22 protein-coding genes are annotated in these 25,162 nt (G+C 60.8%); 10 read left to right on the plus strand and 12 right to left on the minus strand.

Annotation, left to right across the window (positions count from 1 at the left end; genetic code table 11):
• Window positions 1-92: 92 nt before the first annotated feature.
• From cysG to ACW9IB_RS07635, 6 genes are read right to left on the minus strand one after another with little or no spacing between them, the layout of a single operon-like run.
• Window positions 93-1,487 (minus strand): siroheme synthase CysG, encoded by a 1,395-nt coding sequence (cysG, locus tag ACW9IB_RS07610; protein ID WP_457413037.1) that lies wholly within the window; start codon window positions 1,485-1,487, stop codon window positions 93-95.
• Complete coding sequence (gene serS, locus ACW9IB_RS07615) at window positions 1,488-2,768, minus strand: serine--tRNA ligase (protein ID WP_457413039.1); 1,281 nt, start codon at window positions 2,766-2,768, stop codon at window positions 1,488-1,490.
• A gap of 16 nt (window positions 2,769-2,784) precedes the next feature.
• The gene (crcB, locus tag ACW9IB_RS07620) at window positions 2,785-3,159 is read right to left on the minus strand and encodes a fluoride efflux transporter CrcB (protein WP_457364119.1); all 375 of its coding nucleotides are present in this window, start codon (window positions 3,157-3,159) and stop codon (window positions 2,785-2,787) included.
• Window positions 3,159-4,481, minus strand: coding sequence for a replication-associated recombination protein A (locus ACW9IB_RS07625; RefSeq protein ID WP_457413041.1), 1,323 nt, complete (start codon window positions 4,479-4,481; stop codon window positions 3,159-3,161). The genes crcB and ACW9IB_RS07625 overlap by 1 nt, the downstream gene beginning before the upstream one ends.
• A 10-nt stretch (window positions 4,482-4,491) precedes the next feature.
• Complete coding sequence (gene lolA, locus ACW9IB_RS07630; RefSeq protein WP_457364121.1) at window positions 4,492-5,115, minus strand: outer membrane lipoprotein chaperone LolA; 624 nt, start codon at window positions 5,113-5,115, stop codon at window positions 4,492-4,494.
• Window positions 5,116-5,169: 54 nt separating this feature from the next.
• Window positions 5,170-7,578, minus strand: coding sequence for a DNA translocase FtsK (locus ACW9IB_RS07635; RefSeq protein WP_457364122.1), 2,409 nt, complete (start codon window positions 7,576-7,578; stop codon window positions 5,170-5,172).
• 497 nt (window positions 7,579-8,075) lie between these two features.
• Here ACW9IB_RS07635 and aat point away from each other — a divergent pair, with 497 nt between their 5' ends.
• The 3 genes from aat to infA all read left to right on the plus strand — a co-directional run bounded on the left by aat (window position 8,076) and on the right by infA (window position 9,838).
• Window positions 8,076-8,756 (plus strand): leucyl/phenylalanyl-tRNA--protein transferase, encoded by a 681-nt coding sequence (aat, locus tag ACW9IB_RS07640; RefSeq protein WP_457364123.1) that lies wholly within the window; start codon window positions 8,076-8,078, stop codon window positions 8,754-8,756.
• Window positions 8,757-8,811: 55 nt separating this feature from the next.
• Window positions 8,812-9,519, plus strand: a complete 708-nt coding sequence (locus ACW9IB_RS07645) for an arginyltransferase (protein WP_457364124.1) — start codon at window positions 8,812-8,814, stop codon at window positions 9,517-9,519.
• Between the two features lie 100 nt (window positions 9,520-9,619).
• Window positions 9,620-9,838: a translation initiation factor IF-1 gene (infA, locus tag ACW9IB_RS07650; protein ID WP_002553999.1), complete on the plus strand. Its 219-nt coding sequence runs from the start codon at window positions 9,620-9,622 to the stop codon at window positions 9,836-9,838.
• A 195-nt stretch (window positions 9,839-10,033) separates the two neighbouring features.
• Here infA and clpA read toward each other — a convergent pair whose 3' ends face one another.
• Window positions 10,034-12,304, minus strand: a complete 2,271-nt coding sequence (clpA, locus tag ACW9IB_RS07655; protein WP_457364125.1) for an ATP-dependent Clp protease ATP-binding subunit ClpA — start codon at window positions 12,302-12,304, stop codon at window positions 10,034-10,036.
• Between the two features lie 29 nt (window positions 12,305-12,333).
• Window positions 12,334-12,702 carry an ATP-dependent Clp protease adapter ClpS gene (gene clpS / locus ACW9IB_RS07660; RefSeq protein ID WP_005789091.1) on the minus strand — a complete coding sequence of 123 codons (369 nt, stop codon included), beginning with the start codon at window positions 12,700-12,702 and terminating at the stop codon, window positions 12,334-12,336.
• Between the two features lie 223 nt (window positions 12,703-12,925).
• On the opposite strand from clpS, the gene cspD reads away from it, so the two are divergent.
• A complete protein-coding gene (gene cspD, locus ACW9IB_RS07665) occupies window positions 12,926-13,189 on the plus strand; it encodes a cold shock domain-containing protein CspD (RefSeq protein ID WP_457413043.1) in 264 nt (87 codons plus the stop codon).
• Between the two features lie 76 nt (window positions 13,190-13,265).
• Here the strand turns inward: cspD and icd are convergent, their stop codons facing one another.
• Complete coding sequence (gene icd, locus ACW9IB_RS07670; RefSeq protein ID WP_457364127.1) at window positions 13,266-14,522, minus strand: NADP-dependent isocitrate dehydrogenase; 1,257 nt, start codon at window positions 14,520-14,522, stop codon at window positions 13,266-13,268.
• 493 nt (window positions 14,523-15,015) lie between these two features.
• Between icd and ACW9IB_RS07675 the strand changes: the two genes are divergently transcribed.
• Window positions 15,016-17,241, plus strand: coding sequence for an NADP-dependent isocitrate dehydrogenase (locus ACW9IB_RS07675; protein ID WP_457413045.1), 2,226 nt, complete (start codon window positions 15,016-15,018; stop codon window positions 17,239-17,241).
• Between the two features lie 66 nt (window positions 17,242-17,307).
• On the opposite strand, the gene ACW9IB_RS07680 is transcribed toward ACW9IB_RS07675, so the two are convergent.
• Entirely contained in the window at window positions 17,308-18,516 is a 1,209-nt protein-coding gene (locus ACW9IB_RS07680; protein WP_457413047.1) for an MFS transporter, read from the minus strand.
• 33 nt (window positions 18,517-18,549) lie between these two features.
• Window positions 18,550-19,326 carry an SDR family NAD(P)-dependent oxidoreductase gene (locus ACW9IB_RS07685; protein ID WP_457413049.1) on the minus strand — a complete coding sequence of 259 codons (777 nt, stop codon included), beginning with the start codon at window positions 19,324-19,326 and terminating at the stop codon, window positions 18,550-18,552.
• A gap of 98 nt (window positions 19,327-19,424) precedes the next feature.
• Between ACW9IB_RS07685 and ACW9IB_RS07690 the strand changes: the two genes are divergently transcribed.
• A complete protein-coding gene (locus ACW9IB_RS07690) occupies window positions 19,425-20,330 on the plus strand; it encodes a LysR family transcriptional regulator (RefSeq protein ID WP_457413051.1) in 906 nt (301 codons plus the stop codon).
• Between the two features lies 1 nt (window position 20,331).
• Here ACW9IB_RS07690 and ACW9IB_RS07695 read toward each other — a convergent pair whose 3' ends face one another.
• Window positions 20,332-21,198 carry an NAD(P)-dependent oxidoreductase gene (locus tag ACW9IB_RS07695; RefSeq protein WP_457413053.1) on the minus strand — a complete coding sequence of 289 codons (867 nt, stop codon included), beginning with the start codon at window positions 21,196-21,198 and terminating at the stop codon, window positions 20,332-20,334.
• Between the two features lie 184 nt (window positions 21,199-21,382).
• On the opposite strand from ACW9IB_RS07695, the gene ACW9IB_RS07700 reads away from it, so the two are divergent.
• The 4 genes from ACW9IB_RS07700 (at window position 21,383) to purB (ending at window position 25,129) form a co-directional block, all read left to right on the plus strand.
• Window positions 21,383-21,829, plus strand: coding sequence for an NUDIX hydrolase (locus tag ACW9IB_RS07700; protein WP_457364133.1), 447 nt, complete (start codon window positions 21,383-21,385; stop codon window positions 21,827-21,829).
• Window positions 21,830-21,888: 59 nt separating this feature from the next.
• Window positions 21,889-23,013 carry a tRNA 2-thiouridine(34) synthase MnmA gene (gene mnmA / locus ACW9IB_RS07705; protein ID WP_457364134.1) on the plus strand — a complete coding sequence of 375 codons (1,125 nt, stop codon included), beginning with the start codon at window positions 21,889-21,891 and terminating at the stop codon, window positions 23,011-23,013.
• Entirely contained in the window at window positions 23,010-23,633 is a 624-nt protein-coding gene (hflD, locus tag ACW9IB_RS07710; protein ID WP_457364135.1) for a high frequency lysogenization protein HflD, read from the plus strand. Before mnmA ends, hflD begins: the two co-directional genes overlap by 4 nt.
• A 125-nt stretch (window positions 23,634-23,758) precedes the next feature.
• A complete protein-coding gene (gene purB / locus ACW9IB_RS07715) occupies window positions 23,759-25,129 on the plus strand; it encodes an adenylosuccinate lyase (RefSeq protein WP_457413055.1) in 1,371 nt (456 codons plus the stop codon).
• Window positions 25,130-25,162 lie beyond the last annotated feature (33 nt).

Raw genomic sequence — 25,162 nt, forward strand, 5'->3', positions numbered from 1 at the left:
AGCCTGTAAACCATGTCCCCGGTTAGAAATGTAAACGATGTCTCCGGTTTGTACCGGGACAAGCCCGCTCACCACATGCTGAGGTTTCAGGATCAAACCTCAGCCTGGGCCCCTTCGAACCACTTGAGCTTCTCGCGCAGCACCACCACCTCACCCACGATCACCAGTGTCGGCGCATGCACTTCATGTTCCGCCACCAGGCGCGGCAGGTCGGCCAGGGTGCCAGTGAATACACGCTGGTTGGACGTGGTGCCCTGCTGGATCAACGCTGCCGGAGTGTCCGCTGCACGCCCATGCTGGATCAGCTGTTCGCAGATGATCGGCAACCCGATCAGCCCCATGTAGAACACCAGGGTCTGGGACGGTCCCACCAAGTCATGCCAGGGCAGGTCCGACGTGCCGTCCTTCAAATGCCCGGTGATGAAGCGCACCGACTGCGCATAATCGCGGTGGGTCAGCGGAATCCCGGCATAGGCCGCACAACCGCTGGCCGCCGTGATGCCCGGTACCACCTGGAACGGGATGCCGTGGGCCGCCAGCTCCTCGATCTCTTCACCACCGCGTCCAAAGATAAACGGGTCGCCACCCTTGAGACGCAGCACGCGCTTGCCCTGGCGAGCCAGGTCCACCAGTTGCTGGTTGATCTGGTCCTGGGGCACGGCGTGGTCGGCGCGACGCTTGCCGACGTATACGCGCTCGGCGTCACGGCGACACAGCTCGAGAATCGCCGGTGCGACCAGGCGGTCGTACAGCACCACGTCGGCCTGCTGCATCAGGCGCAGCGCGCGGAAGGTCAGCAAGTCCGGGTCGCCAGGGCCTGCGCCCACCAGATACACCTCACCCGGCGCATCCGGCGGAGCGCCGTTGACCTTCTCGATCAACAGGCGTTCGGCCTCGGCACCCTGCCCGGCCAGCTGGCGGTCGGCAATCGGACCTTGAAACACGTCTTCCCAGAACGCACGACGTTGCTGTACATCCGGGTAAAGGCTTTTGACCTGAGCCCGAAACCGCGCCGCCAGCCCGGCCAACTGACCATAGGTGGACGGAATCCAGGTTTCCAGCTTGGCGCGAATCAAGCGTGCCAGCACCGGCGCGTCGCCGCCGCTGGACACCGCGATCACCAACGGTGAACGGTCGACAATCGCCGGGAAGATCACGCTGCACAAGGCCGGCGCGTCCACCACATTGACCGGCACACAACGACGCTTGGCGTCACTGGACACTTGCGCGTTCAGTGGTTCATCGTCGGTAGCGGCGATGATCAGGGTGCAACCATCGAGGTCGGCCTCCTGATAACCGCGCAGAATCAGTTCCCCGCCACTGCCCAGCACCAACTCATTGAGTTGGCTTTCGATCTGGGGAGCAACCACCCGCAGCACTGCACCGGCATCGGCCAGCAGCCGGGATTTGCGCAAGGCAATCTCCCCACCGCCGACGACCAACACGCGACTGCCGCGCAGGTTATGAAACAGCGGCAGAAATTCCATTTAGCCGATGACCTCGACGCCCGCCATGTACGGCTTGAGCACGTCCGGCACGCGGATCGAACCGTCGGCCTGCTGGTAGTTTTCCAGCACTGCCACGAGGGTACGGCCTACGGCCAGGCCCGAACCGTTGAGGGTGTGCACCAGCTCCGGCTTGCCGGTTTCCGGGTTGCGGAAACGCGCCTGCATGCGGCGGGCCTGGAAATCGCCACAGTTGGAGCACGACGAAATCTCGCGGTATTTGTCCTGGCTCGGCACCCAGACTTCGAGGTCGTAGGTCTTCACGGCACTGAAACCCATGTCGCCGGTGCACAGCGCCAGCACACGGTACGGCAGTTCCAGCAGTTGCAGCACGCGCTCGGCGTTGGCGGTCATGCCTTCCAGCGCCTGCATCGACGTCGAAGGCTCCACCACCTGCACCATCTCGACCTTGTCGAACTGGTGTTGGCGGATCATGCCGCGGGTGTCGCGCCCCGAAGCACCGGCCTCACTGCGGAAGCACGGGCTATGGGCGACGAATTTCAACGGCAGTTGCTTGGCGTCGAGGATCTCGCCGGACACGATGTTGGTCAGCGACACTTCAGCAGTCGGGATCAGATAGAAGTCCGCTTCCCCCTCACGAGTGATCTTGAACAGATCCTCTTCGAATTTCGGCAGCTGGCCAGTGCCCTCCAGAGCAGGCGCCTGGACCAGATAAGGCGTGTAAGCCTCTTCATAGCCGTGCTCGCCGGTGTGCAGGTTGATCATGAACTGCGCCAGGGCACGGTGCAGACGCGCGATCGGGCCGCGCAGCAAGGCAAAGCGCGCACCGGACATCTTGGCGGCGGTTTCGAAGTCCAGGCCGCCGGTCAGCTCACCCAGGGCAACGTGGTCCTTGACCTCGAAATCGAAGGCTTTGGGCGTGCCCCAACGGCGCACTTCGACGTTGCCGTCTTCGTCCTCGCCCACCGGGACCGACTCATGCGGCAGGTTGGGAATGCCCAGCAGGATGTCGTCCAACGCCTTTTGAATGTTCTCCAGCTCGACTTTGCCATCGGACAGCTCGGTGCCCATGCGCTCGACGTCCGCCATCAGCGGTGCGATGTCTTCGCCACGCTGCTTGGCCTGACCGATGGATTTGGAGCGCGCATTCCGCTCAGCCTGCAGTGCTTCGGTGCGGGTCTGGACGGTCTTGCGCTGTTCTTCCAGCGCTTCGATGCGCGCAACATCCAAGGCAAAGCCACGGGATGCCAGGCGGTCCGCTACGTCCTGAAGGTTGCTACGTAACAGTTTGGAATCGAGCATGTCGGTCTCTCGTTTATCAAAGTTTGGTCAAGGACAGGCCGGCCCAGGTGGCGAGCAGCCCGCCGAACACACTGATGGCCAGGTACCCGAAGGCGACCGGGGCCTGCCCGCTTTCCAGCAGGCGCAGCGTATCCAGTGAAAAGGATGAAAAGGTCGTCAGACCGCCTACAAAGCCGACAATCAAGCCGGCACGAATTTCAATCGGCACTTCCGGGCGCAACAGGAACCAGCCGTACAACAGCCCGATGATCAGACAGCCCACCAGGTTGACCGCCAGTGTCGCCGCATAAAAATGCTTCGGCCAATTGGCGCTGACCCAAGTGCCGGTGGCGAAACGCAATAATGTACCAGCGATGCCGGCGACGGACACGGCAAGAATCGTCTTGAGCACTACTTTCTCCGCTGCCTGGGGCTGAGTCGATCGAGTTGGGCGAGGTGATTGAGCTTTTCCCCGATCTTCAGCTCCAGGCCACGGGGCACCGGCTGGTAGAACGGCTGCGGCTCGAGCGCCTCCGGGAAATAATCTTCGCCGGCCGCATAGGCGTCCGGCTCGTCATGGGCATAGCGGTATTCATCGCCATAACCGAGTTGCTTCATCAACTTGGTCGGCGCATTGCGCAAGTGCAGCGGCACTTCCAGGGAGCCATGCTCGGCGGCGGCACGCAAGGCCGATTTGAACCCCATGTACACCGCATTGCTTTTCGGCGCACAGGCCAGGTAAGTAATGGCCTGCGCCACCGCCAGCTCGCCTTCGGGGCTGCCGAGGCGCTCCTGTACATCCCAGGCCGCCAGGCACAGGCTCAGGGCGCGCGGGTCGGCGTTGCCGATGTCTTCGCTGGCCATGCGCACGACACGGCGGGCCAGGTACAACGGATCGCAACCACCATCGATCATGCGCGCAAACCAGTACAGCGCGCCGTCCGGGTTGGAGCCGCGCACGGATTTATGCAGCGCCGAAATCTGGTCATAGAAGGCTTCGCCGCCCTTGTCGAAGCGTCGGCGCGTATCGCCGAGCAAGCTCTGCAACAGGTCGACACCAATCTCGCCGCCGTCTTCGGCCAGGTCGGAAGCATTTTCCAGCAGGTTGAGAAAGCGTCGGCCATCGCCGTCGGCAGCGGTCAACAGAATCTGGAAACCGTCATCGCTGACACTCAACTGGCGCTTGCCCAGCCCCTTGTCTTCGTTCAGGGCGCGCTGCAAGAGCTTGCGCATCGCCGCTTCGTCCAGGCTCTTGAGCACATAGACCCGCGCCCGCGAAAGCAAAGCGTTGTTGAGTTCGAACGAGGGGTTTTCGGTGGTGGCACCGATGAAGATCAGCGTGCCGTCTTCGACATAAGGCAGGAACGCGTCCTGCTGCGACTTGTTGAAACGATGCACTTCGTCGACGAACAGAATGGTGCGCTTGCCGTACTGCCCGGCCTGCTGCTTGGCCACATCCACCGCCTGGCGAATCTCTTTGACCCCGGCGAGCACCGCCGAGACCGTTTCGAAGTGCGCATCCGAAACCTTTGCCAGCAGCCGCGCCAAGGTGGTTTTGCCCACCCCCGGCGGCCCCCAGAAAATCATCGAATGCAAGGCGCCCTGCTCCAGCGCTTCGCGCAAAGGCTTGCCGCGAGCGAGCAGGTGTTCCTGACCGACGTACTCATCCAGGTTGGTCGAACGCAAGCGCGCGGCCAAGGGCTGGGCAATCGGGTCACTGCGAAACAGGTCCATGGGCAGCGTGTTATTCCTGGATCACGTCGGCACCCTTGGGGATGTCGAACTTGAACGTGGAGGCCGGCACCGGTTGGTTGGCCTTGACCCCGGAGAACAGGATATCGGTACGCTGACCGACACTGTCGACCAGGCGCATGTTGTTGATCACACCATTGCCGAACGACAGGGACAGGGTGTCGAACAGCGTGTCCTTGGATTTTGGCTTGAGGGTGAATTCGATCACGTTGCTGGTTTGCTTGGAGGTGATATCGAAGCTGTCGTTGATCTTCGACACATCACCCGACAGCAACAGCGCCGGCGTCTGGTTCAGGCGCGGGTCGAGCTTCTTGATGGTTGCCTGTTCCAGGTCCGGATCCCACAGGGTGACCTTCTGGCCATCCGAGACGATGGTCTGCTCGGCCTTGCCTTCGGTATGCCAGTAGAACAGCCCGGGACGCTGCACGGCCATTTCGCCCGCGGTTTCCTGCAATTGGGTGCCACCGGCATCCAGGGTCAGTTGGGAAAAACGCGCGGTCAGGGTCTGGGACTTGTCCAACAGGTTCTTCAGGCTGGCGACGGAGGCCGGGTCGGCGTGCGCCGAAACAGCGGTCAGGGCCAGTGCCGGCAACAACAGCAGGCGGATAAGACGCATGGGAATCCTCATTGAGTCGTCAGGGCGAGCCGCGTGCTGCCACGCGGCCCGTGATCAGTCGCGCATCTGCCCGGGGGCGATGACTTCACGCGAGCCGTTGGTGTTCATTGCGGTCACGACGCCGGCCATTTCCATGGCCTCGATCATGCGGGCGGCGCGGTTGTAGCCGATCTTCAGCTTGCGTTGCACCGCAGAAATCGAGGCGCGACGGCTTTCGAGCACGAACGCCACGGCTTCGTCATACAGCGCATCGGTTTCCGCGTCTTCTTCGCCGCCACCGCCGCCATTTTCGAAGCCACTTCCAGCCTCTTCGACACCGTTGAGGATGTCGTCGTTGTATTCCGGCGCGCCACGCAGCTTCCAGGCCTCCACCACGCGGTGCACTTCATCGTCGGAAACGAACGCACCATGCACGCGAATCGGCAGGCTGGTGCCCGGCGGCATGTAGAGCATGTCGCCGTGGCCCAGCAACTGTTCGGCGCCGCCCTGGTCGATGATGGTCCGCGAGTCGATCTTGCTCGACACCTGGAACGCCATGCGCGTCGGGATGTTCGCCTTGATCAGGCCGGTGATTACGTCCACCGACGGACGCTGGGTCGCGAGGATCAGGTGAATACCGGCGGCACGGGCCTTCTGGGCGATCCGCGCAATGAGCTCTTCGACCTTCTTGCCGACGATCATCATCATGTCGGCGAATTCGTCGACCACCACCACGATGGTCGGCAGCTTGGTCAGTTTCGGCGCTTCGTCGTGAATGCTTTCGCGCTTGTACAGCGGGTCATCGATGGTCTCGCCACGGTCGTGGGCTTCCTTGATCTTGGCGTTGAAGCCCGACAGGTTGCGCACCCCCATCTTGGCCATCAGCTTGTAGCGTCGCTCCATCTCGGCGACGCTCCAACGCAGGGCGTTGGCGGCGTCTTTCATATCGGTGACCACCGGGCACAGCAAATGCGGAATGCCTTCGTAGATCGACAGCTCGAGCATTTTCGGGTCGATCATGATCAGCTTGGCGTCGTCCGGGCCGGACTTGAACAGGATCGACAGAATCATCGCGTTCACGCCCACCGACTTACCGGAACCAGTGGTACCGGCCACCAGCAGGTGCGGCATTTTGGCGAGGTCGGTGATCACCGGCTTGCCGCCGATGTCATGCCCCAGAGCCAGGGTAACCGGCGACTTGAAGTTGTCGTACTCCGGCGTGGACAGCACTTCGGAGAAGCGCACGATCTGGCGGTCTTCGTTGGGAATCTCGATACCCACGGTGGTCTTGCCTGGAATCACTTCCACCACGCGCACGCTGGTCACGGCCAGGGAACGGGCCAGGTCCTTCGCCAGGTTGGCGATGCGGCTGACCTTCACACCGGCAGCCGGCTGGATTTCGTAACGGGTAATGACCGGGCCGGGGTGGATCGAGTCCACGGCGACTTCGACGCCGAATTCCTTAAGCTTGATTTCCAGCAGATGCCCCACTGCCGCCAGGGACTCCGGCGAATAGTTGAGCTGTTTCTTTTCGGCCGGATCGAGAATCGAGATCGGTGGCAAGGTGCCCTCGACGGCACTGTCGACGAACAACGGTGCCTGTTTCTCTTTCTGCACGCGGTGGCTCGGCTCCGGCGGTTTGGGCGGCGCGGCGGCGATCACCGGCGGCACCTGTTTCTCGCGGTCCGACATGTGTTTGCTCAGGGCCTGCTCGCGCTCGATCAGGCGCTCCTTGACCTTGGCCTGCTCACGCCGGTCCGGCGTACTTGGGGCCACCACTTCGTTGACGCGGGTGTCCACCTCGCGCAGTTGCGCCACCATGCGCTTGCGGTCGACACGCGCCGCCCACCAGCGGTTGGCCGCGCCCTGGAACAACTCAAGCAGGTCGAGGGTGATCTTGCCGGTGACGTCCATCACCTTGAACCACGACAGGTCAGTGAACACCGTGAGACCGAACAGGAACAGCGCGATGAACATCAGGGTGCTGCCCTGGATATTCAGGGTTCTGCGCGCCAGGTCGCCGAGGCTTTCGCCCAGCGCCCCACCGGCGCCCGCCGGCAGGCCGGTGGGTGCATGAAAATGGATATGGGCCAGCGCAGCGCCGGACAGCACCAGGAACACCAGGCCGATCAGGCGCCAGGAAAACAGCCAGCCGCTCCACTGCCACGGCTCGTGACGCTGACGGAAGATCTGCCAGGTCTTGATCGCCAGCAGCAGCGGGAAGATATAGGCGAAGTAACCCAGCACCATGAACAGGATATCGGCGCTGTAGGAACCGGCAGGCCCACCGAAGTTCTGCACGTCTTCGATCTTGCTGTCGTGACTCCAGCCCGGATCGTCCTTGCCGTACGTGATCAAGGCCATCATCAGGAACAGGCACAGCGCGCCGATCGCGATCAGCGCGCCTTCCTTGAGTCGGTAATGCAGGTGCTGACGCCAGGCCGGCACAACTGCTGCTTTGGGTACTGCGGCGGATTTCTTCAAAACGGGTCTTTTCCTGCGCCTTCAGCGCGTCCATCTATTGAATGACTGTAAAGACTGCCCCATCCGGGCAGGTGAAAAATGAACGAGCGTCGTTGAATCTACGTTTAATGCAGCATGTTTGCTTGATGAAATGACGAAAGCGCCACACTGGCCGCATTGTACGGGTTTGCGTCCGCGATGCCACGCCCTTGCCCTTCACCCAGCAGCATAGCCAATTTATGTGTCACGACATGTCCAATTTGAGCATGCATTGTCTTTGCTGACAAAGGCTTATGAGCTGTTTTTGCCAATCCAGGCAAGCTTGGCAAATGGCCTGCATGGGTCAGACCCGATTACGACCACATCGCCAGCACCAAGTTGCAGAAACACCCACTTATGCTAATACACCCCAATCCCGGATTCGGGCTGGCCCCAGAGCGCCGCGTCGACAATAATCACCATTCCCGCGGCAGGTTGCTCGCCTGCCACTCCCCTCCCCTTCCGCAAGCCTGGATGCCATGCTGACCTGGTTACAACGCGATACCCTGACCTTCCCGCCATTGGCCAAGGCCATGCGTGAACCCAACGGCCTGCTGGCCGCCGGCGGCGACCTGTCAGCCGAGCGACTGGTGCAAGCCTATCGCCACGGCTGCTTTCCATGGTTCTCCGAAGGCCAGCCCATTCTCTGGTGGTCGCCGGACCCACGCACCGTGATCTTCCCGGACGAACTGCATGTTTCCCGCAGCCTCGCCAAGCTGTTGCGCCAACAGCGGTATCGCGTGACCTTCGACCAGGATTTTGCCGCCGTCATCCGCGCCTGCGCCGCACCCCGCGCCTATGCCGATGGCACCTGGATCACCGAAGGCATTCAGAGTGCCTATCTGGAACTTCACCGCCGCGGCCATGCCCATTCAGTGGAAGTCTGGGATGGACCCGAGCTGGTCGGCGGCCTGTACGGCCTAGCCATGGGCCAACTGTTTTTCGGTGAATCCATGTTCAGCCGTGCCGATAATGCCTCGAAGTTCGGTTTTGCCACGCTGGTCAGACAATTGCAGGCCTGGGGGTTTGTGCTGATCGACTGCCAGATGCCCAACGAACATCTGCACAGCCTGGGTGCCCGCTCCATTCCCCGTAGCGACTTCGCGGGCTTTTTGCGCGATCATCTGGATCAACCCAGCTCTGGACCGTGGGTTTGCTAGGCGACTTCCTCGCACCTGGCTTACACTTATTTCAAAGCTTATCCGAGGGTTGACCATGACCGAGTTGGCGCGCTTGAAGTTTTATGCCACTCAACCCCACTCTTGCAGCTATCTGCCCGATGAGCAGGCGACCACGCTGTTCCTCGACCCCAGCCAGCCAATGGATGTGCATGTGTACGCCGACCTGTCGGAAATGGGCTTTCGGCGCAGCGGCGACCATCTGTACCGGCCACACTGCCAGAACTGCAATGCCTGCGTTCCGGCACGCATCCCCGTGGCGCAGTTTCTGCCGGACCGTAATCAGAAGCGCATCCTCAAGCGCAACGCCGACCTGACCGTGACGCCGGCCAAGCCGCGCTTTACCGAAGAATATTTCGACCTGTATCAGCGCTATATCGAAGAACGCCACGCCGATGGCGATATGTTTCCACCCAGCCGCGACCAGTTTTCCACCTTCCTGGTGCGCGAACTGCCGTTTTCACGCTTCTATGAGTTTCGCCTCGACGGCCGACTGGTCGCCGTGGCCGTGACCGATCTGCTGCCCAATGGCCTGTCGGCGGTCTACACCTTTTATGAGCCCGCCGAAGAGCGTCGCAGCCTGGGTCGCTTCGCCATCCTGTGGCAAATCGGCGAAGCGTTGCGCCTGGAATTGGAGGCGGTGTATCTCGGCTACTGGATCAAAAACTGCAAAAAGATGAACTACAAGACCCAATATCGGCCTATTGAACTGCTGATTAACCAAAGATGGGTCACGCTTAACTAGAACCCCTTGGCTTGCCCCCCCTTTTTCGGGCACAATGCACGCCGCTTTTGCCTGGCGCAGTTGCACCGGGCCATTCACTGGATACCGAGGGCTTTACTGCATGTCGAAAGAAGACAGCTTCGAAATGGAAGGCACTGTCGTCGACACCCTGCCCAACACCATGTTTCGTGTGGAGTTGGAAAATGGGCACGTCGTAACCGCGCATATCTCCGGCAAGATGCGCAAGAACTACATTCGTATTCTTACCGGTGACAAAGTGCGCGTCGAGCTGACGCCCTATGACTTGAGCAAAGGGCGCATCACTTACCGCGCTCGCTAAGCAAGTCAATACAAAACGCCCGGTTATGCCGGGCGTTTTTGTGTGCGCGCGATTTAACAGTCACCACTTGACCCTGTGGGAGCAGGCAAGCCAGCTCCCACATTTGATCTTTACCACTCAATAGATATTGACCACCCCGCCTATCAAGACAGCAAAAAGGCGCCTTTCGGCGCCTTTGCTTTTTTCAACGATCGATCAAGCCATTTCAGCCGTGGTTTCGAACTCGAAGGTCAGCTCGCCATCCTTGAGATCGATGTGCACCACGCCACCATGGTCCGAGAGTTCGCCAAACAGGATCTCTTCGGCCAATGGCCGCTTGATCTTGTCCTGGATCAGACGCGCCATTGGGCGAGCGCCCATTGCCGCATCGTAGCCACCCTCGGCCAGCCAGCTGCGCGCCGCGTCCGTAACCTCCAGCTGCACGCGCTTGTCTTCCAACTGCGCCTGAAGTTCGGTGAGGAACTTGTCCACCACACTTTTGATGACCTCATGGCTGAGGCGACCAAACTGGATAATGGTGTCCAGACGGTTGCGGAACTCGGGCGTGAAGCTCTTCTTGATCACTTCCATCGCATCGGAAGAATGATCCTGATGGCTGAAGCCGATCGAAGCCCGCGCGGCGGTTTCGGCACCGGCGTTGGTGGTCATGATCACGATCACGTTGCGGAAATCCGCCTTGCGCCCGTTGTTGTCGGTCAGGGTACCGTGGTCCATGACCTGCAGCAGCAGGTTGAAGACTTCCGGATGCGCCTTCTCGATTTCATCCAGCAGCAATACGCAATGCGGTTGCTTGGTAATCGCCTCGGTCAGCAGGCCACCCTGGTCAAAGCCGACATAGCCCGGAGGCGCACCGATCAGGCGCGACACGGTGTGGCGCTCCATGTACTCGGACATGTCGAACCGCACCAGTTCGATCCCCATGGCCTTGGCCAATTGCCGCGCGGCCTCGGTCTTGCCGACGCCGGTCGGGCCTGCGAACAGGAACGAACCCACCGGTTTGTCCGGCGACTTGAGACCGGCCCGGGACAATTTGATCGCAGTGGACAGCGAATCGATGGCCGCATCCTGACCGAACACGGTCAGCTTCAGGTCGCGCTCCAGATTACGCAGCAGTTCCTTGTCGGAGCTGGTGACGTGTTTTGGCGGAATGCGCGCGATCTTCGCCACGATGTCCTCGACCTGCGGCACATCGATACGCTTGACGCGCTTCTCCACCGGCTGCAGACGCTGGAAGGCGCCCGCCTCGTCGATCACATCGATGGCTTTGTCCGGCATGTGCCGGTCGTTGATGTAGCGCGACGCCAGCTCGGCCGCCGAACGCAGGGCTTCATCGGTGTATTCGATGCCATGGTGCGCCTCGAAACGCCCCTTGAGCCCGCGCAGGATGCCGACGGTGTCTTCGACCGAAGGCTCGGACACATCGACCTTCTGGAAGCGACGCGCCAAGGCACGGTCTTTCTCGAAGATGCCGCGAAACTCCTGGAAGGTGGTCGAGCCGATGCAACGGATATCACCCGACGACAACAGTGGCTTGAGCAGGTTGGATGCGTCCATCACCCCACCCGACGCCGCACCGGCACCGATGATGGTGTGGATTTCGTCGATGAACAGGATGGCTTGCGGGCGTTTTTTCAGCTCGCCGAGCAACGCCTTGAAGCGCTTCTCGAAATCGCCACGGTACTTGGTCCCGGCGAGCAACGCGCCCAGGTCAAGGGAGTAGACGACGCTATTGGCCAGCAGGTCAGGTACCTGATTATCGACGATACGCTTGGCCAGGCCTTCGGCAATCGCGGTTTTACCCACGCCTGCCTCTCCCACCAGCAGCGGATTGTTCTTGCGACGGCGAGCGAGGATCTGCGCAACACGCTCGACCTCGAGCTCACGCCCCACGAGCGGATCGATCCGCCCCTGGCGCGCCAGTTCGTTGAGGTTGCTGGCATAGGCATCCAGTGGATTGCCCGAAGAAGAAGACTCACCGCCCTCGTCGTCCTGCATATCCTGCTCACCCTCGGAATGATCGCCGTGCCCAGGCACCTTGGAGATACCGTGGGCGATGTAGTTGACGACATCGATACGGGCAACGCTCTGCTGTTTCAGCAGGAACACTGCCTGGCTTTCCTGTTCACTGAAGATCGCCACCAGCACGTTGGCGCCAGTGACTTCACGCTTGCCGGAGCTCTGTACGTGGAAAACAGCACGCTGCAATACCCGCTGAAAGCCCAGGGTCGGCTGGGTTTCGCGGTCCTCGTCATGCACGGGGATCAGTGGCGTGGTGGAGTCGATAAACTCCTGCAGGTCATGCTTGAGTTTGTCGAGGTTGGCGCCGCACGCACGCAGAACGGTGGCGGCAGCTTCGTTATCCAAAAGTGCCAGCAGCAGGTGCTCGACGGTCATGAACTCATGACGCTTCGAACGGGCCTCCTTGAAGGCAAGATTGAGGGTGACTTCGAGCTCGCGGTTTAACATAGCTTCACCTCATACCCAAGTGGTCGGCGTTAACCGTCCTTCTCGATTTCACAGAGTAGCGGATGCTGGCTTTCCCTGGCGTACTGGTTGACCTGCATGGCCTTTGTCTCGGCGATGTCGCGGGTAAACACTCCACATACTGCCCGTCCTTCTGTGTGAACGGCCAGCATTACCTTGGTCGCCAACTCGCGGTTCAGGTTAAAAAACACCTCGAGCACTTCGACGACGAAATCCATCGGTGTGTAGTCATCATTGAACAAAACCACCTTGTACATCGGCGGCGCCTGTAGAGCAGGCTTGGCCTCCTGAACAGCAATGCCTGCAGAACCGTCGTCATCGTGTTCCTGATCCGGGCGATCCTGATTGAATGTTAGTCGAATCTGGCTGTTTGCATGCATGGAAAGAAGGTTCGTCAGTGGTTCAAATACAGTGGTGGGGGCGACCTGTCAGAATTTCAACTCTTACCGCCAGGCCGCCTTGACTATCGGCGAATCGGTGTTACAACCAATAGAACCCACAGTGGGTAAAAAAGGTCCGCGCAGTCAACCTTATTTATTCGGGTTAGGACGGATAAACTGGATGATACTCCAGTGATGGAGTCTGGTGCAGAGGGATATGGTTATGGCAAGCGGTAAGGTCAAATGGTTCAACAATGCCAAAGGCTATGGATTTGTCGTAGAAGACGGCAAGTCCGAAGATCTCTTTGCGCACTATTCAGCGATCAAGATGGATGGATACAAAACGCTGAAAGCGGGCCAGCCTGTAAATTTTGAAATCATTCAAGGCCCCAAAGGGTTGCACGCCGTGGACATCTCTGCCGCCACGAGCGCCCCTGCAGCCTCCGAAACACCCAGCGCTCATAAAGAGAAGAAAGTAACGGCCTGATCCTGGGCCGAGCGTGCAATCACGACAGAAGACCGGCCACCTCATTCAGTTCGAAGTGGCCGGTTTTTTTTGCGCCCTACATATGGGAAATCAACGCATCACCAAAGCCCGACGAAGACACCAGCTTCGCACCCTCCATCAGGCGCTCGAAGTCATAGGTCACGGTTTTGGCGCCAATCGCCCCGTTGGTGCCCTTGATGATCAAGTCCGCCGCCTCGGTCCAACCCATATGACGCAGCATCATTTCCGCCGACAGGATCAATGACCCCGGATTGACCTGGTCCTTGCCCGCATATTTCGGCGCGGTGCCGTGGGTCGCTTCAAACATCGCCACTGTGTCGGACAGGTTGGCGCCCGGCGCGATACCGATACCCCCCACTTCCGCCGCCAGCGCGTCGGAAAGGTAGTCGCCATTGAGGTTGAGGGTTGCAATCACATCATATTCGGCCGGGCGCAACAGGATCTGTTGGAGCATGGCATCGGCGATCGCATCCTTGACCACCACATTCTTGCCGGTCTTCGGGTTCTTGAACTGCATCCACGGGCCACCGTCAAGCAAGGTCGCGCCGAACTCCTCGGCCGCCACTTCGTAGGCCCATTCCTTGAAGGCCCCTTCGGTGAACTTCATGATGTTGCCCTTGTGCACGATGGTCAGCGAGCTGCGGTCGTTATCGACCACATATTGAAGGGCCTTGCGCGCCAGGCGCTTGGTGCCTTCTTTCGAGACCGGTTTCACACCGATCCCGCAATCCTGATCGAAACGGATCTTGGTGACGCCCATTTCCTCCTTGAGGAACTTGATCACTTTTACCGCTTCGGGCGAGCCGGCCTTCCATTCGATACCGGCATAAATGTCTTCGGAGTTCTCGCGAAAGATGGTCATGTCTACATCGCCGGGCTTCTTGACCGGGCTGGGCACGCCTTCGAACCAGCGCACCGGGCGCAGGCACACATACAGATCAAGTTGCTGACGCAGGGCCACGTTCAGCGAGCGGATACCGCCACCAACCGGCGTGGTCAGCGGTCCCTTGATGGACACCACGTAATCCTTGACCGCATCCAGGGTTTCCTGAGGCAGCCAGGTGTCCTGATCGTAGACTTGGGTCGCCTTCTCGCCGGCATACACCTCCATCCAGGAGATCTTGCGCTTTCCGCCGTAGGCCTTTGCCACAGCGGCATCGACAACCTTGATCATGACCGGGCTGATGTCGACACCAATGCCGTCGCCCTCGATGAACGGGATGATCGGGTTGTCCGGAACGTTGAGAGAATGGTCTGCGTTGACGGTGATTTTGTCGCCGACTGCCGGAACCTGAATCTTCTGGTATCCCATGTTGAACTCCCTCTATGGATTGAACATCTGGCTGCGTTCGAGCCTACTCCAGATAAATGACGTTCGAAACCTCACGCCCTGCTCATTTGCATCGAAAACAGCGTACTTAGTCGACTACAAGCCTGAAAGCCAAGGGAAAAGCGCCAATCTTGAGCACATTGTGCGACAAGGGGCGCAACCCGTTGCCTGCGACCTTTAGACCAATGGACGACACACCTTTTGTATGAAGGCTCGGCGTAAGCATAGCGACCTATGTATAATGCCGCCGCTGACCCAAGAGTCACGACAGCTGACCGCTCTAGACAGTAGCCCTCAGCCAGAAAGCAGGACTATTACAATAGTCCACCCGCTTGACGCTCGACTGATGCAACCCAACATCACCGCGAAGAAACCTCGACATTTCGCTCATGGATGACTTTGAACGAACGCGCTCCACCCGGCGCATCTCGAGTTTCTGCGCACGCTTTCAGCAAAGAAGAGAGTTAATCCGAATATGCCCACCCGCTCGAAGATCATCTACACCTTCACCGACGAAGCCCCAGCCCTCGCCACCTATTCACTGCTGCCTATCGTAGAGGCCTTCACCGCTTCAGCTGATATTGCCGTGGAAACCCGCGACATTTCCCTTGCCGGGCGCATCCTCTCAAGCTTCCCCGAGCAACTGGGCGCCAAGGCCGTACCGGACCACCTCGCCGAACTGGGCGCCCTGGCCGTTACCCCTGATGCCAACATCATCAAGCTGCCGAACATCAGCGCCTCCCAGCCGCAACTGCTGGCCGCGATCAAGGAGCTGCAAGCCCAGGGCTATGCCCTGCCGGATTACCCGGAAACCGTAACCACCGACGCGGAAAAAGAAACCCGCGCGCGTTACGACAAGGTCAAGGGCAGTGCCGTGAACCCGGTTCTGCGCGAAGGCAACTCCGACCGTCGCGCCCCGCTGTCGGTCAAGAACTATGCACGCAAGCACCCGCACAAGATGGGCGCCTGGGCCAAGGACTCCAAGTCCCACGTGGCGCATATGGCCGCCGGCGACTTCTACGGCAGCGAAAAAGCCGTACAGATCGAAGCGGCCGACACGGTCAAGATCGAGCTGATCGCCCAGGACGGTAGCGTTTCGGTCCTGAAAGAAAAGACCAAGGCCCAGGCCGGCGAGATCCTCGACTGCTCCGTCATGAGCAAAGCGGCGCTGCGTGACTTCATCGCCGCCGAAATCGAAGACGCCAAGAAACAAGGCGTGCTGCTGTCGGTTCACCTCAAAGCCACCATGATGAAGGTCTCCGACCCGATCATGTTCGGCCAGATCGTTGCCGAGTTCTATAAAGATGCCCTGGCCAAGCACGCCGACGTGCTGGCCCAGATCGGCTTCAACCTGAACAACGGCATCGGCGATCTGTACGCCCGCATCAAGGCCCTGCCGGCTGAACAGCAAGCGCAGATCGAAGCCGACATCCAGGCTGTCTACGCCGTTCGCCCATCCCTGGCGATGGTCAACTCCGACAAAGGCATCACCAACCTGCACGTGCCGAGCGACGTAATCGTCGACGCCTCGATGCCGGCCATGATCCGTGACTCCGGCAAGATGTGGGGCACCGACGGCCAACTGCACGACACCAAGGCCGTGATCCCGGATCGCTGCTACGCCACCATCTACCAGGCCGTAATCGAAGATTGCAAAGCCAATGGTGCGTTCGATCCAACCACCATGGGCAGCGTGCCGAACGTGGGCCTGATGGCGCAGAAAGCCGAAGAGTACGGCTCCCACGACAAGACCTTCCAGATCAAGGCTGACGGCGTGGTTCGCGTGTCCGACAGCAGTGGCCGCGTGCTGATGGAACAAGCGGTGCAAACCGGCGACATCTTCCGCATGTGCCAGACCAAAGACGCGCCGATCCAGGACTGGGTCAAACTGGCCGTCAACCGTTCCCGCGCCAGCAACACCCCGGCCGTGTTCTGGCTGGACCCGCTGCGCGCCCACGATGGCGTCGTGGTCGAGAAAGTTCAGGCTTACCTGAAAGACCACAACACCGAAGGCCTGGACATCCGCATCATGTCGCCGGTCGACGCGATGAAGTTCACCCTGGAACGTACCCGCAAGGGCCTGGACACCATCTCGGTGACAGGCAACGTACTGCGTGACTACCTGACCGACCTGTTCCCGATCATGGAACTGGGCACCAGCGCCAAGATGCTCTCCATCGTGCCGCTGATGAACGGCGGTGGCCTGTTCGAAACCGGCGCCGGCGGTTCGGCCCCGAAACACGTGCAGCAACTGGTTGAAGAGAACTTCCTGCGCTGGGATTCCCTAGGCGAGTTCCTGGCCCTGGCCGCGTCCCTCGAGCATTTGGGTGTGAACTACAACAACCCGAAAGCCCTGGTACTGTCCAAGACCCTGGACCAGGCCACCGGCCAGTTCCTCGACAACAACAAGTCGCCATCGCGCAAAGTCGGCAACATCGACAACCGCGGCAGCCACTTCTACCTGGCGCTGTACTGGGCTCAGGCCGTGGCTGCCCAGACCGAAGACACCGACCTGCAAGCGCGCTTCAGCGAGCTGGCCAAGACCCTGACCGCGAACGAAGCAACCATCGTTGCCGAACTCAACGCCGTTCAAGGCAAGCCAGTGGAAATCGGTGGCTACTACGCGCCGAACCCGGAGCTGACCGCCAAGGCCATGCGTCCAAGCAACACCCTCAACGCCGCCATCGCTGCGCTGAAGTAAGGTTGTAAACGCTGCAAAAAAGCCCCGGCCATGTGCCGGGGCTTTTGTTTATGCGCGGTTCCAGCATCATGCCTTGCGAACCAGCCCGACCACCACGCCCAACCCTGCCAGCACGAAACCTGCCGCCACTGGCGGGATAAGGCTCACCCCCGACCCGTTGATGATCAACCCGCCGATCAATGCGCCAAGGCCAATGGCTGCGTTGAACACCGCAACATTGATGGACGTTGCCGCGTCCGCCCCGCCCTCGATCAATGCGGCGCCCTTGAACACCGACGTCTGCAACAGCACGGGAATCGCGCCATAGGCTGCACCCCAGATCGCCAGAATGATCATGAAGCTCACCAGCGCCAAGCCCAACGCCACAAGCCCTGCCGCCATTAACGCCGTCACCAGCACCAGGCAGGTTTTCAGCGATTTTCCGGCAAAAGGGCCCACCACGAAATTGGCCACCACCCCCGCACCACCATAGACCAACAGTAGACGGCTGATGTCGAGCGCACTCATCTGCGCCAATTGTTCGAGGTAGGGCGTGATGTAGGTGTAGGCCAGAAAGTTACCCGTCACGATCAACGCCGTCGCTGCGAACACTGCCAGCAAGGGCCCACTCCTGAGCACCCTGCCCATTGCATCCCGAGTGGCCGCGCCCGAAATACGCACTGCCGGTACCGACCAGGTCACCGCCACGAAAACCACCAGACTCAATGCCCCCAACCCCGCGAACACCGCCCGCCAGCCAAGATGCTCACCCAGCACCGTGCCTGCCGGTATACCGAGGACAGTCGCCAGCGACACCCCGGCAAATACGGCCTGGGTAGCGCGCACCGCATTGCGGGCATGCACCAGGTGCACCGCCGTGACCACCGCCGTCGACCAGAACACCCCGATGGCGGCCGCCACCAGCAAACGCCCGACCAGCACCACGGCGTAGCTGGGGGCCAGCCACGTCACCAGATTGCCTGCGCAGCACACCGCCAGCAGGATTGCCATCAGCGCCTTGCGGTTGATCGAGCCGAGCAGTCCGGTCAACGGTGCCGCCGTCAACGCCACCACGAACGCGAAGCAGCTGACCAGATAGCCCGCTTGTCCGAGCGATACATCCAAGCCTGCTGCCATGGACGGCAATACACCCACCGGCATCAGCTCGGTGCTGACGAACGAAAAACAGCCCAGGCTCAGCGCCAGCACCGCTGCTGTGCTACGACCCCGGGAGACGGCCAACCGATGACCTTCGCCCGTGTTTTCCGGAGCGAAATGTGAAGCAGTGGTTTCCATGAAGTGTTCCAGATGGGTATTTGAGAAAAAGGATCAGTGAATCGGCAACGCGACACCGGACAGCTGCTCGCATTGCGCAAGAAAACGATCCTGCAGCTCGACGTCAAATGCCGCCTTGAGCGGCGCAGCCGGACGCTGGTGATAGAAGTAGCCGCCTGTCACGTAGCTGTCGCGAGCAGTACCGGCGGCCAGCCATGCCTGGGTGCGCGGCGCCAGCTCCAGATCATCCGTCGCTCCTTCGCCGCCCAGCTTGGTCGAGACCCAACCGGGCTCCAGGCTGTTGGAAAGCACGTCGGGCCAGCGCCGCGCCACGGCAAAGGCCAGCAGAACGTTATGCAATTTAGAGTCGGAATAAGCCCGCGTGCCGTTCCACGGGCGCCGCTCCCAGGCCAGGTCCTGCAACGACACGTCGGCGCAGTAGTGCATGCGCGAACTGACGTAAATCAAGCGGCTTGGGCGCTTGACCAGCGCCGTGAGGATATACGGCGCCAAAGCATTGATCGCGAACACATGGGGCAAGCCATCCACGGTTCCCACTCGCACCGGCTCTTCAAAACCGACACCGGCGTTATGAATGATCGCGTCGAATTCGCCCATCGCATTGATGCGCGAGGCCAACTCACGGGTTTGCTCAATGCTCGACAAATCGGCGTGCAATGCCGCTTCAGCGCCAGGCACCTGCTCAAGGGCATAGGCGGCGCGCACGGCATTGCGCGCATGCAGCACCACGCTGTGTCCTTCGTCCACCAATTGCCGGGCCGCCATCTGACCAAGGCCATCGGACGAACCGGTGATAAGAATACGTGCCATGTAGAAACCTCCAGGATGTGTGCCAGAGAAATTCTGCGGTCACGTATCCATGATTGCGATAGCATGAAAGTCATAACTTTTATGCGCGGGAATCAACAATGCCAACCCTCAGCTCCCACCTGCTCGAAGGCGTCGATGTGATGGCTGCCGTGGTCGACACCCGCAGCTTTGGTGGTGCCGCCGAAGCGCTGGACATGTCTCAGTCAGGCGTCAGCCGCTCGGTTGCACGGCTTGAGGCCCGCCTGGGTATCCGCGTATTCGAGCGCACCACGCGCTCGGTGCGGCTGACCGACGAAGGCCGGCAATTCTATGAGCAGGTGATGCCGCTGATTGCCGCGCTGGCGGAAGCCACCGGCAGTGCGGCCGGCGAAGTGCAGAAAGTCAGCGGACGCTTGCGGGTCAACGTCGACCCCTTGTTTGCCCAACACATCCTCGGCCCACGCCTGGGTCAGTTCATGGATGCTCACCCGGAGCTGGAAGTGGAGCTGCGTTGCCGTGACGAACTGGGCGACCTGATCGCTGACGGCTTTGATCTGGCTTTACGTTTCGGCCACCCGCAAGCTTCATCCCTGGTGGCCAGAAAATTGTTCGACACGCGCGTACTGGCCGTGGCCTCGCCCGCTTACCTGGAACGCTTCGGGCACCCCGGCCACCCACGGGAGCTGGAGAGCGGACAGCACCGCTGCATTCTGTTCCGCGAACCGATCAGCGGCAGGCCGTTTCCCTGGGAGTTTCATCAAGGGCGCAAGAAGCTGGTGGTGAAACCCAAGGGCACACTGACCCTCAACGAGACAGGCACCTTGTTCAGTACCTGCCTTGCCGGACTGGGGATCGGGCAGTTGTTCGAAATGGGGGCGGAAAAACACCTGGCCGCCAGTGAGCTGGTGCCGGTGTTCCCGCAATGGTCGGATTTGCGCTTCCCGCTGTATGCGTACTACCCGTCGCGGCACCATGTTCCGGCCAAGACCCGCGCGTTGCTGGAGTTTGTCGGGAAACTCGTATGATTTAGCCTTCGGTGAACAGCCGCACAACGCCCGTCATATTGAGGTCACCCAGGCCCTGTTCGATAGCCGTACCGAACACCTGGCGCGAGGCTTCTATGGTCGGCGCCAACTGCGCGCCACCCGCCGCGCTCACCACGTAGCCGAAATCCTTTTCGATCAGCGTCACCGGGAACTGCGGGGCAAAATTGCCCGCCGCCATGGACGCCGCGCTGCGTTGGGAGGCAACGCTGGACACCGAGGTTGCCGCCACCGCATCGAAGGCCTTGGTCAGGTCGACACCCTGCTTGCCGAGCATGCCAAACAGCTCGGCCAGGGTCGTGACCTGAACGCCCAGCAGCGCATTGGTCGCCAGCTTGACCAGTGCACCCGCCCCCAATGGCCCCACGTGATGCAACGAAGTGCCCATCGCCAGCAGCACGGTGCGAGCAGCCTCGACCACCGCCGGCGCGCCGCCCACCAGAAACACCAATTGCGCAGCTTCGGCTTGCGGTCGCGAACCGGACACTGGCGCATCGATCAGGGCCAGGCCCTTGACCTGCAACGCCTTACCCAGCGCCAGGATCCATTCGTGGGAAACCGTGGACGACTCGATCGCGATGCTGTCGGGCGCCATGCCCGCCGCGGCGCCGTGTTCCGGGCTCAACCACACGTCTCGGGACGCTGCATCGTCACGCACCATGCTCAAGACAATCGACGCGCCGCTGGCGGCCTCCCTCGGCGTGGTCGCCTGTCGTGCACCGGCGGCGACCAGCTCTTCTGCCGCCTTGGCGCTGCGGTTCCAGACCGTCACTGCATGCCCCGCCCGCAACAGGTTCAATGCCATGCGCGAACCCATCGCGCCCAGGCCCAATACTGCAATAGTTGCCATTGCTCACACTCCAGATAGGGAAATCATTCATCCACAAATACCCATCGCGCATTGAACTCCGCCAACACACGACAAAATATAAATTTTTACAATAAAATATATATTTATGCGAAAAGCAGTTTTTTGCAAGCCTCGCGAACAGGCCCGTATGATGTCGAGCGTTTTTAACCATCGAGAGGGACTCATGAGCTGGCAACCTCACATCACCGTCGCCACCATCGTCGAAGACAACGGCCGTTTCCTGATGGTTGAAGAACTCAAGGGGGGTCGCGCCGTGCTCAACCAGCCCGCCGGCCATCTGGACCCGAACGAAACCCTGACCGAAGCCGCGGTGCGCGAGACGCTGGAAGAAACCGGCTGGGACGTCGAAGCCACCGGCATTGTCGGCATCTATCTGTACACCGCGCCCAGCAACGGCGTGACCTACCAGCGCGTGTGCTTTATCGCCAAGGCGCTGAAACATCATCCGGAGTACACGTTGGACGACGGCATCGTCCGCGCCCGCTGGCTGACCCGCGACGAGCTGATTGCCCTGCGTGAAGACTGGCGCAGCGAACTGATCATCCGCTGCATCGACGATTACCTGGCCGGTCAGCGCCACAGTCTCGAGCTGATCCGCCCTTCTCTTTAGCCTTGCAGGCTCGAGCCTGTTAGAATCGCGTCCTTTTTCAAGACACCCGTTGAAACCCTATGCGTGATCCAGCCCCTTCTGACACACAAAAGAAGCGCGTCATCGTCGGCATGTCCGGCGGCGTGGACTCTTCCGTTTCCGCCGTTCTGCTCATGGAGCAGGGTTATGAGGTGGAAGGCCTGTTCATGAAGAACTGGGAAGAAGACGATGGAACCGAATATTGCACCGCCATGGACGACCTGGCGGACGCCCAGGCCGTGTGCGACAAGATCGGCATCAAGCTGCACACCGCCAACTTCGCCGCCGAGTACTGGGACAACGTGTTCGAGCATTTCCTGGCCGAATACAAGGCCGGTCGCACGCCGAACCCGGACATCCTGTGCAACCGTGAAATCAAGTTCAAGGCGTTCCTCGACTACGCCCTGATGCTGGGCGCCGACCTGATCGCCACCGGCCACTACGTGCGCCGTCGCGACATCGAAAACCGCACCGAACTGCTCAAGGGCCTGGACCCGAACAAGGACCAGAGCTATTTCCTGCACGCCGTCGGCGGCGAACAGATCGCCAAGACACTGTTCCCGGTCGGCGAACTGGAAAAACCCGAAGTGCGCCGGATCGCCGAGAAACACGGCCTGGCCACCGCCAAGAAGAAAGACTCCACGGGTATCTGCTTTATTGGCGAGCGCCGCTTCAGCGACTTCCTCAAGCAGTACCTGCCGGCGCAACCGGGCGAGATCAAGACCACCGAAGGTGAAGTCATCGGCCGCCACCATGGCTTGATGTACCACACCATCGGCCAGCGCCAGGGGTTGGGTATCGGCGGCTTGAAAGACGCCGGGGACGAGCCGTGGTATGTGCTGGTCAAGGACCTCGTCAACAACGTGCTGATCGTTGGTCAAGGCAACGAACACCCGCTGCTGTTCTCCGGCGCCCTGCTCGCCTCGGAGATCTACTGGGTCAATCCGATCGACCTGAGCACTCCGCGCCGCCTGACCGCCAAGGTGCGTTATCGCCAGGGCGACCAGGCTTGCACCCTGGAAAAAACCGCGACCGGCTACCGCGCGACTTTCGACGAGCCGCAACGCGCGGTGACGCCTGGGCAGTCGGTGGTGTTTTACGACGGTGAAGTGTGCCTGGGCGGCGGCGTGATCGAAGTGGCCGAAGCCTGGAGCAACCCGGCATGAGCCCGATCCAGGAGCAATTGACGGCGCTGGGCGGTGTGTTTCTGGCGGCGGTGCTGGTGGACAAGATCGCCAAGACCGGCCAGGTCACCGAGGCCGGGCTGACCTGCATGCTCGGCAGTCTGCTGATCCGCGACCCCAAGGACACCCTTGAAGTCTACGGCGGCGACGACCTGGCGCTGCGCGAAGGCTACCGCGCGCTGATCGGCGCCCTGGAGCGCGACCCCAGCACCCTGCAGCGCGAGCCGCTGCGCTATGCCCTGTCGATGCTCGGCCTCGAACGTCAACTGGCCAAGCGCGACGACATGCTGGAAACCATCGGTAACCGCTTGCCGCAGATTCAGTCCCAGGTGGAACATTTCGGCCCGGCCCACGAAAACGTGATCGCCGCCTGCGGCGCGTTGTACCAGGACACCCTGAGCACACTGCGCCAGCGGATTCAGGTGCACGGTGACATGCGCAACCTGCAACAGCCCAACAACGCTTCGAAAATCCGTGCGCTGCTGCTGGCCGGTATTCGCTCGGCACGGCTGTGGCGTCAGTTGGGTGGCCACCGTTGGCAGTTGGTCATCAGCCGTCGAAAATTACTCAAAGAGCTTTACCCGTTGATGCGCAACGAATAAGTCGCAGCAACCCGCCTTTTTCAGCACCACACGCGTAATACGCCGGTCAGTTGGCAACGGACCGGCGGATTTTTTCATGTATGATACGCGCCCCATTTCGTTGCCCGACTGTCCGAGAACACCCCATGCAGCTCTCTTCGCTCACTGCGGTTTCCCCTGTTGACGGCCGCTACGCCGGCAAAACCCAGGCCCTGCGCCCTATTTTCAGCGAGTACGGCCTGATCCGTGCCCGCGTTCTGGTTGAAGTGCGCTGGCTCCAGCGCCTGGCCGCTCACCCGGGCATCGGTGAAGTGCCGGCGTTTTCCGCCGAAGCCAACGCCGTGCTGAACGCCCTGGCCGACAACTTCGCTCTGGAGCACGCCGAGCGTGTCAAAGAGATCGAGCGCACCACCAACCACGACGTAAAAGCCATTGAGTACCTGCTCAAGGAACAAGCGGCCAAACTGCCGGAACTGGCCAAGGTCAGCGAGTTCATCCACTTTGCCTGCACCAGCGAGGACATCAACAACCTGTCCCACGCCCTGATGCTGCGTGAAGGCCGCGATGACGTGATGCTGCCGCTGATGCGCCAGACCGCCAACGCCATTCGCGAACTGGCCCTGCGCTTCGCCGACGTGCCAATGCTGTCGCGCACCCACGGCCAACCGGCTTCGCCGACCACCCTGGGTAAAGAGCTGGCCAACGTGGTGTATCGCCTGGAGCGCCAGATCGCTCAAGTCGCGGCCGTGCCACTGCTGGGCAAGATCAACGGCGCCGTGGGCAACTACAACGCCCACCTGTCGGCCTACCCGGAAATCGACTGGGAAGAAAACGCCCGCGCCTTCATCGAAGACGAGCTGGGCCTGGCGTTCAACCCCTACACCACCCAGATCGAACCGCACGACTACATCGCCGAGCTGTTCGACGCCATTGCGCGCTTCAACACCATCCTGATCGACTTCGACCGTGATATCTGGGGCTACATCTCCCTGGGCTACTTCAAGCAGCGCACCATTGCCGGTGAAATCGGTTCGTCGACCATGCCGCACAAGGTCAACCCGATCGACTTCGAAAACTCCGAAGGCAACCTGGGCATCGCCAACGCGCTGTTCCAGCACCTGGCCAGCAAGCTGCCAATTTCCCGCTGGCAGCGCGACCTGACCGACTCCACCGTACTGCGCAACCTCGGCGTGGGCTTTGCCCACAGCGTGATCGCGTACGAAGCCAGCCTCAAAGGCATCGGCAAGCTGGAGCTGAACGAGCAGAAGATCGCCGCCGACCTGGACGCCTGCTGGGAAGTATTGGCCGAGCCGATCCAGACCGTGATGCGTCGCTACAACATCGAAAACCCCTACGAGAAGCTGAAAGAATTGACCCGCGGCAAGGGCATCAGCCCTGAAGCGCTGCAAACTTTCATCGACTCGCTGGACATGCCGGCCGCCGCCAAGGCCGAGCTGAAACTGCTCACTCCGGCCAATTACATTGGCAATGCCGCGGCCCAGGCCAAGCGCATCTGATTCACGCAAGACCCTTGAGACGCCCGGCCGCGC

Source organism: Pseudomonas sp. SDO524_S393, from assembly GCF_054071875.1.

What these genes read in the sequence shown, in the direction of transcription:
- cysG (WP_457413037.1), bottom strand. Translation starts at nt 1,487, where the DNA reads ATGGAATTTCTGCCGCTGTTTCATAACCTGCGCGGCAGTCGCGTGTTG.
- serS (WP_457413039.1), bottom strand. Translation starts at nt 2,768, where the DNA reads ATGCTCGATTCCAAACTGTTACGTAGCAACCTTCAGGACGTAGCGGAC.
- ACW9IB_RS07625 (WP_457413041.1), bottom strand. Translation starts at nt 4,481, where the DNA reads ATGGACCTGTTTCGCAGTGACCCGATTGCCCAGCCCTTGGCCGCGCGC.
- lolA (WP_457364121.1), bottom strand. Translation starts at nt 5,115, where the DNA reads ATGCGTCTTATCCGCCTGCTGTTGTTGCCGGCACTGGCCCTGACCGCT.
- aat (WP_457364123.1), top strand. Translation starts at nt 8,076, where the DNA reads ATGCTGACCTGGTTACAACGCGATACCCTGACCTTCCCGCCATTGGCC.
- ACW9IB_RS07645 (WP_457364124.1), top strand. Translation starts at nt 8,812, where the DNA reads ATGACCGAGTTGGCGCGCTTGAAGTTTTATGCCACTCAACCCCACTCT.
- infA (WP_002553999.1), top strand. Translation starts at nt 9,620, where the DNA reads ATGTCGAAAGAAGACAGCTTCGAAATGGAAGGCACTGTCGTCGACACC.
- clpA (WP_457364125.1), bottom strand. Translation starts at nt 12,304, where the DNA reads ATGTTAAACCGCGAGCTCGAAGTCACCCTCAATCTTGCCTTCAAGGAG.
- clpS (WP_005789091.1), bottom strand. Translation starts at nt 12,702, where the DNA reads ATGCATGCAAACAGCCAGATTCGACTAACATTCAATCAGGATCGCCCG.
- cspD (WP_457413043.1), top strand. Translation starts at nt 12,926, where the DNA reads ATGGCAAGCGGTAAGGTCAAATGGTTCAACAATGCCAAAGGCTATGGA.
- icd (WP_457364127.1), bottom strand. Translation starts at nt 14,522, where the DNA reads ATGGGATACCAGAAGATTCAGGTTCCGGCAGTCGGCGACAAAATCACC.
- ACW9IB_RS07675 (WP_457413045.1), top strand. Translation starts at nt 15,016, where the DNA reads ATGCCCACCCGCTCGAAGATCATCTACACCTTCACCGACGAAGCCCCA.
- ACW9IB_RS07680 (WP_457413047.1), bottom strand. Translation starts at nt 18,516, where the DNA reads ATGGAAACCACTGCTTCACATTTCGCTCCGGAAAACACGGGCGAAGGT.
- ACW9IB_RS07685 (WP_457413049.1), bottom strand. Translation starts at nt 19,326, where the DNA reads ATGGCACGTATTCTTATCACCGGTTCGTCCGATGGCCTTGGTCAGATG.
- ACW9IB_RS07690 (WP_457413051.1), top strand. Translation starts at nt 19,425, where the DNA reads ATGCCAACCCTCAGCTCCCACCTGCTCGAAGGCGTCGATGTGATGGCT.
- ACW9IB_RS07695 (WP_457413053.1), bottom strand. Translation starts at nt 21,198, where the DNA reads ATGGCAACTATTGCAGTATTGGGCCTGGGCGCGATGGGTTCGCGCATG.
- ACW9IB_RS07700 (WP_457364133.1), top strand. Translation starts at nt 21,383, where the DNA reads ATGAGCTGGCAACCTCACATCACCGTCGCCACCATCGTCGAAGACAAC.
- mnmA (WP_457364134.1), top strand. Translation starts at nt 21,889, where the DNA reads ATGCGTGATCCAGCCCCTTCTGACACACAAAAGAAGCGCGTCATCGTC.
- hflD (WP_457364135.1), top strand. Translation starts at nt 23,010, where the DNA reads ATGAGCCCGATCCAGGAGCAATTGACGGCGCTGGGCGGTGTGTTTCTG.
- purB (WP_457413055.1), top strand. Translation starts at nt 23,759, where the DNA reads ATGCAGCTCTCTTCGCTCACTGCGGTTTCCCCTGTTGACGGCCGCTAC.